This window comes from Nocardia sp. NPDC005978, assembly GCF_040614455.1.
Classification (GTDB): domain Bacteria; phylum Actinomycetota; class Actinomycetes; order Mycobacteriales; family Mycobacteriaceae; genus Nocardia.
In genome coordinates this window covers 14,644-27,107 of the sequence record NZ_JBEXUS010000065.1, presented here as the reverse complement: position 1 = coordinate 27,107, position 12,464 = coordinate 14,644, and the positions used below count along the sequence as shown (strand labels likewise).

Annotated in this window: 10 protein-coding genes; 4 read left to right on the top strand and 6 right to left on the bottom strand. The window is 69.3% G+C overall.

Features of this window, described 5'->3' with window-relative positions; translation table 11 throughout:
- Positions 1-126 precede the first annotated feature (126 nt).
- Together ABZ319_RS25965 and ABZ319_RS25960 are read left to right on the top strand one after the other, a co-directional pair.
- Complete coding sequence (locus tag ABZ319_RS25965; protein ID WP_354989091.1) at positions 127-1,467, top strand: glycogen debranching protein; 1,341 nt, start codon at positions 127-129, stop codon at positions 1,465-1,467.
- 244 nt (positions 1,468-1,711) lie between these two features.
- A complete protein-coding gene (locus tag ABZ319_RS25960) occupies positions 1,712-2,440 on the top strand; it encodes a glycoside hydrolase family 25 protein (protein WP_354989090.1) in 729 nt (242 codons plus the stop codon).
- A 355-nt stretch (positions 2,441-2,795) separates the two neighbouring features.
- Here ABZ319_RS25960 and ABZ319_RS25955 read toward each other — a convergent pair whose 3' ends face one another.
- The 4 genes from ABZ319_RS25955 to ABZ319_RS25940 all read right to left on the bottom strand — a co-directional run bounded on the left by ABZ319_RS25955 (position 2,796) and on the right by ABZ319_RS25940 (position 8,490).
- The gene (locus ABZ319_RS25955) at positions 2,796-4,856 is read right to left on the bottom strand and encodes a PhoX family phosphatase (protein ID WP_354989089.1); all 2,061 of its coding nucleotides are present in this window, start codon (positions 4,854-4,856) and stop codon (positions 2,796-2,798) included.
- Between the two features lie 158 nt (positions 4,857-5,014).
- On the bottom strand, positions 5,015-5,740 hold the full coding sequence (locus ABZ319_RS25950) for an amino acid ABC transporter ATP-binding protein (RefSeq protein WP_354989088.1): 726 nt from the start codon (positions 5,738-5,740) through the stop codon (positions 5,015-5,017).
- Entirely contained in the window at positions 5,737-7,485 is a 1,749-nt protein-coding gene (locus tag ABZ319_RS25945) for an ABC transporter substrate-binding protein/permease (RefSeq protein WP_354989109.1), read from the bottom strand. Before ABZ319_RS25945 ends, ABZ319_RS25950 begins: the two co-directional genes overlap by 4 nt.
- 210 nt (positions 7,486-7,695) lie before the next feature.
- Positions 7,696-8,490, bottom strand: a complete 795-nt coding sequence (locus ABZ319_RS25940) for an LLM class F420-dependent oxidoreductase (protein ID WP_354989087.1) — start codon at positions 8,488-8,490, stop codon at positions 7,696-7,698.
- A 158-nt stretch (positions 8,491-8,648) separates the two neighbouring features.
- On the opposite strand from ABZ319_RS25940, the gene ugpC reads away from it, so the two are divergent.
- Complete coding sequence (gene ugpC / locus ABZ319_RS25935) at positions 8,649-9,728, top strand: sn-glycerol-3-phosphate ABC transporter ATP-binding protein UgpC (protein ID WP_354989086.1); 1,080 nt, start codon at positions 8,649-8,651, stop codon at positions 9,726-9,728.
- A 31-nt stretch (positions 9,729-9,759) separates the two neighbouring features.
- Here ugpC and ABZ319_RS25930 read toward each other — a convergent pair whose 3' ends face one another.
- Complete coding sequence (locus ABZ319_RS25930; protein WP_354989085.1) at positions 9,760-10,251, bottom strand: helix-turn-helix domain-containing protein; 492 nt, start codon at positions 10,249-10,251, stop codon at positions 9,760-9,762.
- A 107-nt stretch (positions 10,252-10,358) separates the two neighbouring features.
- Between ABZ319_RS25930 and ABZ319_RS25925 the strand changes: the two genes are divergently transcribed.
- Positions 10,359-11,528 carry a thiolase family protein gene (locus ABZ319_RS25925; RefSeq protein ID WP_354989084.1) on the top strand — a complete coding sequence of 390 codons (1,170 nt, stop codon included), beginning with the start codon at positions 10,359-10,361 and terminating at the stop codon, positions 11,526-11,528.
- Between the two features lie 189 nt (positions 11,529-11,717).
- Here the strand turns inward: ABZ319_RS25925 and ABZ319_RS25920 are convergent, their stop codons facing one another.
- Positions 11,718-12,053 (bottom strand): hypothetical protein, encoded by a 336-nt coding sequence (locus ABZ319_RS25920; RefSeq protein WP_354989083.1) that lies wholly within the window; start codon positions 12,051-12,053, stop codon positions 11,718-11,720.
- Between the last annotated feature and the right edge of the window lie 411 nt (positions 12,054-12,464).

Sequence of the window (12,464 nt, the reverse complement as noted above, 5' to 3'; positions counted from 1 at the left end):
CACACCACACGTTCGAATCACGAGAAGGCGAACAGAGTGCATTCTGGCGTAGCGGAACCGCCCTCCGACCATCCCGTGCGGCATGCCCACCGCGCATACCTGCGGGTTCCGTCGCAGAATAGGGCGATGACACATCCCGGTTTCACGCCGACCCAGCTCGCGGCCCGCGCCGCCTACCTGCTGCGCGGCAACGATCTGGGGACGATGACCAGCGCGGCCCCCCGGCTCTACCCGCACATGTGGAGCTGGGACGCCGCGTTCGTCGCGGTCGGGCTGGCCCCGCTGAGCGTGGAGCGCGCCGCGCTGGAACTGGACACGCTGCTGTCGGCGCAATGGCGGAACGGGATGATTCCGCACATCGTGTTCGCGAACGGCGTGGACGGCTACTTCCCGGGGCCGGCGCGCTGGGAGTGCCGGCGGCTGGCGGCGAACGCGCCGGACGGCCCGGACACCTCGGGCATCACCCAGCCGCCGGTGCATGCCATTGCGGTGCAACGGATTCTGGATCATTCACGCCGGCACGGGCGCAGTACCCGGGCCGTCGCGGAGGAGTTCCTGCAGCGGCGCTGGCCCGATCTCATGCGCTGGCATCGCTGGCTGGCCTACGCGCGCGATCCCAAACAGCAGGGGCGCATCACGCTGTATCACGGCTGGGAGTCCGGCATGGACAACTCCCCGCGCTGGGATCGCGCCTACGCCAACGTGATTCCGGGCCCGGATCTGCCGCCGTACGAGCGCGCGGACCGGCAGGTCGTCGGGGATCCCACACAGCGGCCCAGCGATCGCGAATACGACCGGTACCTGTGGCTGGTCGAGCAGATGCGGCGGTCGGGATACGACGATTTCGAGCTCGCGTCCACCATGAGCTTCGCGGTCGAGGACGTGTTCGTCACCGCCATCTTCGCCCTGGCCTGCGATGTGCTGGCCAATATCGGCGAGGACTACAAACAGCCCCTGGCCGACGTGCGCGAGCTCTACGAATGGGCCGACTACTTCCGGGCCGGGGTCATCGCCACGACCGATCCGCGCACCGGCGCGGCCCGCGACTTCGACGTGCGCGCCGACGAGTGGATCGACACCGAGACCCTGGCGGTGTTCGCGCCGCTGCTGTGCGGCGGCCTGGCCCGGGACGCCGAACGGCGGCTGCTGCGCCTGTTCGAGGGCCCGCGCTGGTGCGGCCATCCGGACCTGCGCTACGCCCTGCCGCCCTCGACGTCACCGGTCGCCAGGGACTTCCGCCCGCGCGAGTACTGGCGCGGGCCGGTCTGGCCGGTGATGAGCTGGCTGTTCTCCTGGGTTTTCGCCCGGCGAGGCTGGGCCGAGCGCGCGTTCATGCTGCGCGCGGAGGGGCTGCGCCAGGCCAGTGACGGGACGTTCGCGGAGTACTACGAGCCGTTCACCGGCGAGCCGCTGGGCTCGATGCAGCAGTCCTGGACGGCGGCGTCGGTCCTGGACTGGCTCGGGTAGCGGGCGACCCGAGCCGCATCACCCGCGGCAACCGGCACGGGGTGGCCCGTGCCGGGCAGGCCGCCCGGCACCGCGCCGCGCCCGCTGCCCCGGACCGCCCATGACCGGGCGATCTGCCGCGCGCTTATAGCCCGTCCGAGCCCTCCATCAGCGGGAACGGCGGTATTGAGATTCAGCTAACAGTTGGCGGACATGCGGCCCGGTCGCTGGCCAGAGCGACGCGGCTCACATAGCGTCCGCTCGTATGGCAGGACGACACCGGCTGGCCCTGGCGGCCTTCGCCGCGACCGGCATTCTCGCGACAGTGGCCGCCGCCCCGGCGACGGCGGAGGTGAGCGGACCCGACGTCTCGTCCTGGCAGCACATCGACGGGCGCGGCATCGACTGGCACGCGGTCCGCGCGTCCGGCAATCACTTCGCCATGGTCAAGGCGACCGAGGGCCTGAGCTACGTGAACCCGTACTTCGTCCCGGACAGCCTGCTCATGCGGGCGGCCGGGGTGGCGCGCGGGACCTACCACTACGCCCGGCCCGCGCTGGCCCCCGAACCGCAGGCCGCCATGTACGCGGCGGTGGTGCTGGGCCAGAACGGGATGCTCGATCTGCCGCCGGTGCTCGACATGGAGGATTCGGGCGGGCTGTCCCCCGCGGCGCTCATCGACTGGACCCACCGCTACCTGAACACGGTCCAGGCGCTGACCGGCCGCACCCCGATCATCTACACGTACCCGAACTTCTGGCGGACCGCGATGGCCGATTCCCCGGAGTTCCACCGCTATCCGCTCTGGATCGCGGACTACCGCGGCAACGAGGGCCCCGAGGTCCCCGGCGGCTGGCCCGCCTGGACCTTCTGGCAGTACACCGACTCCGGCCGGATCCCCGGCATCGCGGCGGGCACCGACATCAACGTATACAGCGGCGCGCAGGGCGATTTCGCCCGCTACGCGAACATGCCCAGCTTCGGCAGCAGCTAGCCACCGCCCGGAACGGTTGCGGCGCAAGCCCGGACCGTCCCGGACCTCCGGCCCACGCACTACGGATCGACCAGCGCATCGGGATTCCACCGGCACGACGGAAACACTGCCGGCCGCCGGCGAATTCATGCCGGGCGATGAGCGGCAATGTCGCGTCGTCCACCCGGACGCGACGCTGCAACGCCCACATCTGGGCAACGGCTGGGACACGAGCATCCGGAGCGGCGGCGACAGGCACGAGCATCCCCGCGCGGCAACGGGCGCGGGAGCGCCGGGGCACGGGGCCGGACGCGCGAAACGGCCGGGCGCGGAATCGAATCCGCGCCCGGCCGTATTCGGCCGGTGGGTGGTGGAACTACACGCCGATCTTGCCGTTCTTCTTCCAGACGGCGACCACGGACGGGCGGGGCTGGGTCGTGCCGCCGTCGGGCCAGTGCGAGCCCGGGTTGTCGGCGCTGTGGCCGTCGAGCTCGCCCGGGTGCTGGACGCAGACCAGGACGCGGTCGGCGGTGATGACCGGGCCGCAGGTCTCCGCGCCGATCGGGACGGTCAGGAACTGCTTGGTCTCGCCGCGGCGCTCGCCCTCGAGGGCCACCGAGAACAGGCCGTCGTTGGACTTGAGCGCGTTGCCGTCGGTGGAGATCCACAGGTTGCCGTGCGGGTCGAAGGCCAGGTTGTCGGGGCAGGAGATGGGGCTGACCTTCGACTTGTCGAAGCCCGCGAAATAGGTGTCCGCGGCCTGCGGATCACCGCAGACCAGCAGCAGCGACCAGGTGAACGCGGTGCCCTTGTGATCGTCGACCAGTTCCAGGATCTGGCCGCTCTTGTTCTGGTTGCGGGGATTGGCCTCGTCGGCGGCGGCCTTGCCCTCGGTGCCGCGGTTGCTGTTGTTGGTGAGGGCGACGTAGACCTTGCCGGTCTTCGGGTTGGCCTCGAAGTCCTCGGGGCGGTCCATCTTGGTCGCGCCGGCCTTGTCGCCGGCGACGCGGGTGAACACCGCGACCTCTTCGGCGGACATGCCGTCCACCAGCGAGCGGCCCTTGCCGTCCGCGCCGGTCTCCAGGATCGGAATCCACTGGCCCTTGCCGGTGAATCCCTTGTCCGAGGGCGCTTTTCCGGTGCCGTCGATCTTGTCGGGATGATCGCCGGTGAGCTTGGCGACGTACAGCGTGCCCTGGGCGAGGATGCCCATGTTCGCCTTGCGAGCGGCCGCGGTGTTGCCGGGCTCGATCTTCCTGCTGGACACGAACTTGTACATGTACTCGAAGCGCTCGTCGTCGCCGGAGTAGGCCACCACGGTGCCGTCGGCGGTGACGTAGATGTTCGCGGCCTCGTGCTTGAACCGGCCCAGCGCCGAATGCTTGATCGGGGCGGCGGTGGGATCCCACGGATCGACCTCGACCACGTACCCGAAGCGGTGCGACTCGTTCGGCTCCTGCGTGACATCGAACCGCTTGTCGAAAAGCTCCCAGCGCCGGGGCATCTCGCCCTGGCCCGCGCCCGGGTGCCCGAGGCCGTAACGCTTGCCCATCGCCTGCATGGCCGGATCGGCCAGGACCCCGGCGAAGTACTGGTTGAAGTTCTCCTCACCGGAAAGCACGGTGCCCCAGGGGGTCACGCCGCCGGAGCAGTTGTTCAGCGTGCCGAGCACCTTGGTCCCGGTGGGGTCGGCGGCGGTCTTCAGGAACGCGCTGCCCGCGGCGGGGCCGGTGACGGTGAACTCGGTGGTGGCGGTGATGCGCCGGTTGTACTGGCCCATGACCGGGCTCAGCTTGCCGCCACCGTTCTCACCCTTGACCTCGACCACCGAGAGGCCGTGCGCGGCGAGCGCGATCTCGACCTGCTCTTTGGTGGGGTTGCCCGGGGTGTAGCCGGTGAACATGTAGGGCTCGGTGGTGTATTCGTGATTGACCACCAGCAGGAAGCTGCCGTCGCGGCCCTCGATGGGCAGCAGCGCGGCGAAGTCGTTGTTGAACCCGAACTGCTTGGCCTGCGCGGCCGCGGTCTGGTTCGCGAAGTCGAACGCCGGCGCGCCGGGCAGCACCGGATCGCCCCAGCGGATCACCACGCCCTGTTCGTAGCCCTCGGGGATCACCACCGCGTCCTGTTTGTTGGGCGCGATGGGGGTGAAGTCGGTGCCGATCCCGGTGCCCGGATTCGCTTCGGCCGCATCGGCCTCGTCGCCGCCGCAGGCCGCGAGCAGGCTGCCCGCGCCGACCGCGAGCACCGCCGCGGCACTGCCCCGGAACAGTCGCCGGCGCGAGATGTCCGCGACGATATCGCCGAAGTACGTGCCCTCGGAGGTGTTGGGCACCTCGTGGAAGCAGGCGTTCCCGCACTTGTACTGACAGGTTATGGAGGCGCGCGACGAGGCCCCGTCGTGCTGCACGAAAAGGGCGAGGGGTTTCAGGCTCACAACATGCTCCCGGTGTTGGACTGTCGCGCGCACGGTAACCAGGCCAGAAGAGCCGCAGGGGACGAGCAGGTGAACGGACGACCAATTAGGTTGCCCTTAGTTTGCCGACGGGATGCGGGGCCACCCTGTCAGGCGGCAGCCCCGGCCCCGGACGTGAATTACAGCACCTGGGAAAGGAACTGCCGCAGTCGCGGTGTGCTGGCGTCGTCGAAAAGCTCATCGGGCGAACCGGTCTCGACCACCAGACCGTGGTCCATGAACACCACGCGGTCCGAAACCGAACGGGCGAAGCCCATTTCGTGGGTGACCACGATCATCGACATGCCGCCCGCCGCCAAATCCGCCATGAGCGCGAGCACGCCCTTGACCAGCTCCGGATCCAGCGCGGAGGTGGCCTCGTCGAAGAACATCAGCTCGGGCTTCATGGCCAGCGCCCGCGCGATGGCCACCCGCTGCTGCTGGCCGCCGGACAGCTGCGCCGGGCGGACGTCGGCCTTGCCCTCGAGCCCGACGGCGGTCAGCTGCTCCAGGGCCAGCGCCCGGGCCTGCTCCTTGCCGAGCCCGCGCAGTTTGCGCGGGCCCAGCGCGATGTTCTCGGCCACGCTCAGATGCGGGAACAGATTGAAGTGCTGGAACACCATGCCGATGCGCTGGCGCAGCGCGTCCGGGCTCTCGGTCAGCACCGACTTGCCGTCCAGCAGAATGTCGCCCGCGTTCGGCTCGTGCAGCCGGTTCAGCACGCGCAGCAGGGTGGACTTGCCCGATCCGGACGGGCCGATCACGGTGGTGGTCTTGCCCGCGTCGACCTGGATGTCCACGCCGCGCAGAATCTGGTTGCCGCCCAGCGTCAATCGCAGGCCGGTCCCGGTGAGGGAGGCGCTCATGCTCCACGTCCTTCGGTGATCACGGCCTGTTCGACCGGCTCGGTCGGATCGACCCGGCGGCCGGTGCGCAGCCGCCGGTCGATGTAGTTCACCAGGTGCGTCAGCGGCACCGTCAGCACCAGGTACATCAGGCCCGCCGCCACCAGCGGCGAGAGATTTCCGGTCTGCGCGTTGAGATCGCGGCCCACGGCGAACAATTCGCGCTGGGTGGCGAGCAGGCCCAGGAAGTAGATCAGCGAGGAGTCCTTGATGAGCGCGATGAACTGGTTCATCAGCGCGGGCAGCACCCGGCGCACGCCCTGCGGGATCACCACCAGGCTCATGGCCTGGCGGTAGCCGAAGCCGATGGCGCGCGCGGCCTCGAGCTGGCCCGGCTCCACCGATTGGATGCCGGATCGGAAGATCTCGCCGATGTAGGCCGAGGACAGCAGCGCCAGCGCCACCACGCCCAGCCAGTACGGGTTGTTGCCGGTGATGCCCTTGACGACCGGGCCGACGCCCAGGCCGATGATCAGGATGATGACGACGGCGGGCAGCCCGCGGAAGACGTCGGTGTAGACGCGGGCGGGCCAGCGCAGCCAGCGGGTGCGCGAGATGCCGGCCACCGCCAGGAGCATGCCGATGACGGTGCCCAGGGCTCCGGAGACCAGCGCCAGGATCAGGGTGTTGGGCAGGCCGGTTTTGATCAGATCAGGGAACGCCTTGCGGTACAGCGACCAGTCGAAGAACGTGTCCTTCAGCTGCGCGAGCGTGGATTTCGGCTCCACCGGGACGTACTCGCCGGTGTCCCCGCGTTCGGCGGCGAGGGCGGCGAAGTCCGGAAGCTGCGGCGCGGCAACGGCCTTGGAGCCCGGCTTCCAGCCCGGCGGGATCTCGCGCGGCACCCAGTCCTGGTACAGCCGGGCGTAGGTGCCGTCGGCGATCACCGCGTCGAGACCGGCGTTGAGCGCGTCGGTGAGCGGTTTGTTGTCCTTGCGCACCGCCCAGGCGGTGAAGTTGTTGAGGCTGAAGGTGTTCTGCGCGATGACGGCCGGATCGCTCGGCTTGATCGCGCCGATGGCCTGCTGCGAGGGCGCGACCCAGGCATCGATCTGGCCGGTCTTCAGGTTCGCGTAGGCGGTGTTGTAGTCCGGGAACTTCACCGGGTCCAGGCCCAGCTCGTTGACGACGTACTCGTCCTGCACGGTGCCCTGCACCACGCCGATGCGGGTGTTCTTGTTCAGGTCCGAGAAGGCCTCGATGTCACCGCTTTTCGGCACGACCAGGGAGAAGTAGCCGAAGTCGTAGCCGTTGGTGAAGCCGACCAGCTCGCGGCGGGCGTCGGTGCTGGTGATGCTCGAGGAGGCGGCGTCGAAGCGGCCGTTGGCCACCTGGGCGAGCAGGCCGGAGAAGTCGGTGCCGGTGAATTCGACGGCCAGCCCGAGCTTGGCGCCCACGGCCTTCAGCAGCTCGTTGTCGAAACCGGTGAACACGCCCGCGGAGTTGACGCAGATGCTCGGCGGGGCGTCGGACAGGGTGCCGACGCTGAGCTTGCCGGGCGTGAGCAGGCCCAGCTTGCCGATGTCGATGCGGTCGAGCGGTTCGGTGGTGGCCGTCGTGAACCTGTCCGCGGACGGGGACTGCTGCCCCGAGGCCAGATTCGTCGGGGCGGCGCTGGCCGCGGACAGTCCGGGCGGGGAGCACAGATCACCGCCGCCGGGAGCCGCCGTGCCGGACCCCACACCGAGGGTCGCGACCCCCGTCAAAGTGACCAGCAACACTCCCGCGACCGCGGCCACGCGAGGTCGCCACGTGCGACTGCGTTCGCGAGAGGGACCGGTCGTGCGCAAGCAAACCATGGATAGCCACCCTAGCGGCGCACGGTCGCCGATCCAGAGTTGCAGTCAGCCGGAGTCCCGATGAATTTTCCGGGGGCACCGGGGTACGCGCGCGCGTGCACCCCGGTCCAGCAAATATCAGGCGATGCCGGTGACGGACTCCGGGTTGAACTCGTTGCGCCAGCGGACGGCCTCCTCGACGACGCTCAGGTCGTAGTCCGGGCCGCCGGTGCCGACGGTGAACAGGGTCGCGCCCGCGGCCACGAAATCGGCGGCCTTGTCCGCGCCGGGCCAGTCCACCGACTTCTCGATGCTGTTCACATCGGTGCCGACCTCGGCGCAATGCTCGGCCAGGATGCCGGACTTACGCTGCAGCACATCGAGTTCGGCGAAGCTGTGCCAGATGTGGGCGTACTGGGCGACCAGGCGCAGGGTCTTCTTCTCGCCGCCGCCGCCGATGAGAATCGGGATCTCGCGCACCGGTTGCGGATTCAGTTTGGCCAGGCGATCGGAGATGCGGGCCAGGTAGTCCTTGAGCAGGGCCAGACGACTGCCGGCGGTGCCGAAGTCGTAACCGTAGGCGTCGTAGTCCTTCTGGAACCAGCCCGCGCCGATGCCGAGCACCAGGCGGCCGTTGCTGATGTGGTCGACGGTGCGGGCCATATCGGCCAGCAGGTCGGGATTGCGGTAACCACCGCCGGTGACCAGGGCGCCCAGCTCCACGCGCTCGGTCTGCTCGGCGACCGCGGCGAGCATGGTCCAGCACTCGAAGTGCGCGCCCTCGGGATCGCCGTACAGGGGGTAGAAGTGGTCCCAGTTGAAGACGATGTCGACGCCGGCGTCCTCGGACCGCCGCACCGCGTCACGAATGAGCCCGTAATTGGGCGCGTGCTGCGGCTGCAATTGCACTCCGATACGAACCGGTCGGCTCATGAACACTCCTCGCTCGGGGATACGGAGCCCGAACCGGCCGGGCCATGTCCGGATCCGAGGCTACCTTGATATCGTGCCCGCACCCGGGCCTCGTGGCCCGGATCCACCCCTCTACTCGGATCGTCCGGCACGTTCCTGCCGGTGAAGGGATGTGCACCGTGGCAACGGTGACTTTCGATCAGGCCACTCGTTTATATCCGGGCGGCGACACACCGGCGGTCGACGCGTTGAACCTGGAGATCGCCGACGGCGAGTTCCTGGTGCTCGTCGGGCCCTCCGGCTGCGGCAAATCCACCTCGCTGCGCATGCTCGCGGGCCTCGAGGAGGTGAGCACCGGTCGCATTCTCATCGGCGATCGCGACGTCACCCACGCCGAGCCCAAGGAACGCGATATCGCCATGGTGTTCCAGAACTACGCGCTCTACCCGCACATGAGCGTGGCCGAGAACATGGGCTTCGCGCTGAAGATGGCCAAGGTATCCAAGGCCGAGCGCGCCGAGCGCGTGCTCGAGGCGGCCAAGCTGCTCGACCTCGAGCAGTACCTGGAGCGCAAGCCCAAGGCACTGTCGGGCGGTCAGCGCCAGCGCGTGGCCATGGGCCGGGCCATCGTGCGCCAGCCGCAGGTGTTCCTCATGGACGAGCCGCTGTCCAACCTGGACGCCAAGCTGCGCGTGCAGACCCGCACCCAGATCGCGCAGTTGCAGCGGCGCCTGGGCACCACCACCGTCTACGTCACCCACGACCAGGTCGAGGCCATGACCATGGGCGACCGCGTCGCGGTGCTCAAGGACGGGCTGCTGCAGCAGTGCGCCTCGCCGCGCGATCTGTACCGCAACCCCGCCAATCTCTTCGTGGCCGGGTTCATGGGATCGCCCGCGATGAACCTGTTTACGCTACCGGTCGAGCAGGGCGCGGTCGCGCTCGGCGGGTACCGGTTCGGCGTGCCGCGCTCGGTCGTCGAGGGCACCTCCGGGTCCGTCGTGGTCGGCATTCGCCCCGAGCACTTCGAACCCACCGGCAACGGCGGCGGCGTGGCGATGGAGGTGGACGTGGTCGAGGAGCTCGGCTCGGACGCCTACATCTACGGGCGCACGATCGGCGGCATCGGCGGCGGGGAAACCATTGTGGCGCGCGCGGATTGGCGTAACCCGCCGCCCAAGGGCGCGCAGCTGACGCTGAACGCGGGCGCCGAGCACATCTATTTCTTCAACCCCGAGACCGGGGCTCGGCTGAACTGAGCCCGGGTGTTCGAGCGAACCGGCGTCGTCCCTACTTCCGGGGACGGCGCCAGTTCTTGTTCACGCGCACGCGCAGATTGTCCAGCGGCACTTCGGTTCCCGACTCGGTGATCAGCGCGGCGCGCACCGGTTCACCCGTGGCGTCCTCGATCCGCTCCAGCGGGGGCGTGCCGTTCTGCAGGTACGTATCACCCCACTGCCAGAGCGCGACGACGGCGGGCAGCAGATCCGAACCCATTCGGGTCAGGACGTATTCGCTGCGCGTGCGTTTGCCCTCCTCCTGATACGGGCGCTTCTCCAGCAGCCCGGCCTCGACGAGTTTGCGCAGGGCCGTGGCCGCCGCGGCGTCGGTGATGCCGACGCGGCTCGCGAAACCGTCGAAGCGGCGGGTGCCGTAGTAGGCCTCGCGCAGGATCAGGATGGCCGAGCGGGTGCCGACGATGTCCATCGCCTTGGCGATGGAGCACCCGTCGGGCTGCCACGCGCTCAGATCGGCGAGCGGTCCTTCCAGTACGACAGACATGGCACACATCATACAACTCTGACTTGCCTTCACTATGGCCAGCTCGTAATCTGACTTTAGATCGATAGAGCCAGGTACCCCGCGAGGGGCTCGGAGAAGGACAGGCCATGAGAGACGCAGTCATCGTCGAAGCGGTACGCACCCCGATCGGCAAGGGCAAGCCCGACGGTCACCTGCACGGCGTGCATCCGGCCGACCTGTTCGCGCACAGCCTGCGCGAAGTGGTGCGGCGCAGCGAGATCGACCCCGCACTCATCGACGACGTCATCGGCGGCGTGGTGACCGCGGTCGGGGAGCAGGGCAGCAATCTCACCCGGCGGGCCGCGCTGGCCGCCGGATATCCCGAATCGGTGCCCGCGACCACCGTGGACCGGCAGTGCGGGTCCAGTCAGCAGGCCATCCACTTCGCCGCGCAGGGCGTCATCGCCGGGGCGTACGACATCGTGGTGGCCGGCGGCGTGGAATCCATGAGCCGGGTGCCCATGGGGGCCAACATGATCGGGGCCGAGGACGTGAGCGGGGCCGGGTTCGCCGAGCGCTATCCCGAGGGCCTGGTGCCGCAGGGGATCAGCGCCGAGCTCATCGCCGCGCGCTGGGGCCTGACCCGGGCGCAGCTGGACGAGTTCGCGCTCGCCAGCCACGAGAAGGCGGCGTACGCCACCAAGAACGGGCTGTTCGAGAGCCAGCTCGCGCCGCTGGCGGGGCTCGACGCCGACGAGGGCATTCGACTGGGCAGCACCCCGGACACCCTCGGGAAGCTGCGGCCCGCGTACTACAGCGCGGAGATGGCCGAGCGCTTCCCGCAGATCGGGTGGAACATCACCGCCGCCAACGCGAGCCAGATCAACGACGGCAGTTCCGCGGTGCTGATCATGACGAGCGAGCGCGCCGCGCAGCTCGGGCTGCGCCCGCTGGCCCGGGTGCACAGCTTCGCGGTGGCCGGCGACGACCCGCTGCTGATGCTCACCGCGGTGATCCCCGCGACCCGGAAGGTACTGCAGCGCAGCGGTTTGCAGCTGTCGGACATCGACCTGTTCGAGGTGAACGAGGCGTTCTCCTCGGTGGTGCTGGCCTGGGCGCGGGACACCGGCGCGGACCTGTCCAAGGTGAACGTCAACGGCGGCGCGATCGCCCTGGGCCATCCCCTGGGCGCGTCCGGCTCCCGCTTGGCCACGACCCTGGTGCACGCCCTGCACGAGCGCGGCGCGCGCTACGGGCTGCAAACCATGTGCGAGGCGGGCGGATTGGCGAACGCGACGATCTACGAACGCCTCTGAGTCCGGCTTCCGCCCGCCCCGTGTGCCGGGGCGGGCGGGCACCCGTGCCGGGGCGGCCGATCACCGGCACAGCCGGAACGGATTGCACATCGCCGATACCGATGAGATGCGCACAGGATCGCGGTGCGCGGCCATGCGGGCAGCACAGTCTTCCCGGGCTCTGGGCAGCCACGAATGGCAAGCGCCCGCTCACAGCGACACGGCGACGACGGCGGCCAGCAGCCCCAGCAGCAGCGCCTCCGCCATGAGCGGAAACGCCAGTAGCGCTGTCCGCCAGGCGGGCTGCCGCAACCGCACCGCCCGCAACACCCACAGCGGCACCACGAGCAGCGTGATCACGATCCCCGCCCACCCCACCGCGTACGCGTACGGCAGGTACCGGGTCTCCCCCGTCTCCCGCGCCAGCACTTCGTACTCCGGCACCAAAGCCACGGCCACCAGCCCGAATCCGACCGCCACCGCGTAGATCACCACCGCGACAACGACATCCGACCGGCGCACCGGCGGCCGCCAATAGTCCGCCATACCCGGGATTTCCCGCCCGGCCCACCCCCGAAACGCCCGTTTCGGCTCACCAGAGCCGACCGGTGGGTCTTCGGACGCGCACCGGTCGCCTATCAATCAGAATGCGGCCCAATCGATCAGCACCGTCTCAGGTCCACCGCGATGCAACTCGGCTGCCCTTTGCTTCAGCCCCGGTGACACCCGGCTCGGCCGGCCCTGACGGGTCGCGGCCGCCCGCGGCGATCTGCACTCGGGGCGGGTGCGTCCGCGATCGGCGCAGATATGGCCGGCTCGCAGCGACGGTCCACAATCAGCTGGACACGGAGGGTCCGGGTGGGACCACGGCCACCGTGATCCCACCCACGAGAACAGGACCTGGACGCGTGGCGATTCACTCGTCACCGCACCGGGTGAGACGCCCGACGCATTCGT

What these genes read in the sequence shown, in the direction of transcription:
- ABZ319_RS25965 (WP_354989091.1), top strand. Translation starts at nt 127, where the DNA reads ATGACACATCCCGGTTTCACGCCGACCCAGCTCGCGGCCCGCGCCGCC.
- ABZ319_RS25960 (WP_354989090.1), top strand. Translation starts at nt 1,712, where the DNA reads ATGGCAGGACGACACCGGCTGGCCCTGGCGGCCTTCGCCGCGACCGGC.
- ABZ319_RS25950 (WP_354989088.1), bottom strand. Translation starts at nt 5,740, where the DNA reads ATGAGCGCCTCCCTCACCGGGACCGGCCTGCGATTGACGCTGGGCGGC.
- ABZ319_RS25940 (WP_354989087.1), bottom strand. Translation starts at nt 8,490, where the DNA reads ATGAGCCGACCGGTTCGTATCGGAGTGCAATTGCAGCCGCAGCACGCG.
- ABZ319_RS25930 (WP_354989085.1), bottom strand. Translation starts at nt 10,251, where the DNA reads ATGTCTGTCGTACTGGAAGGACCGCTCGCCGATCTGAGCGCGTGGCAG.
- ABZ319_RS25925 (WP_354989084.1), top strand. Translation starts at nt 10,359, where the DNA reads ATGAGAGACGCAGTCATCGTCGAAGCGGTACGCACCCCGATCGGCAAG.
- ABZ319_RS25920 (WP_354989083.1), bottom strand. Translation starts at nt 12,053, where the DNA reads ATGGCGGACTATTGGCGGCCGCCGGTGCGCCGGTCGGATGTCGTTGTC.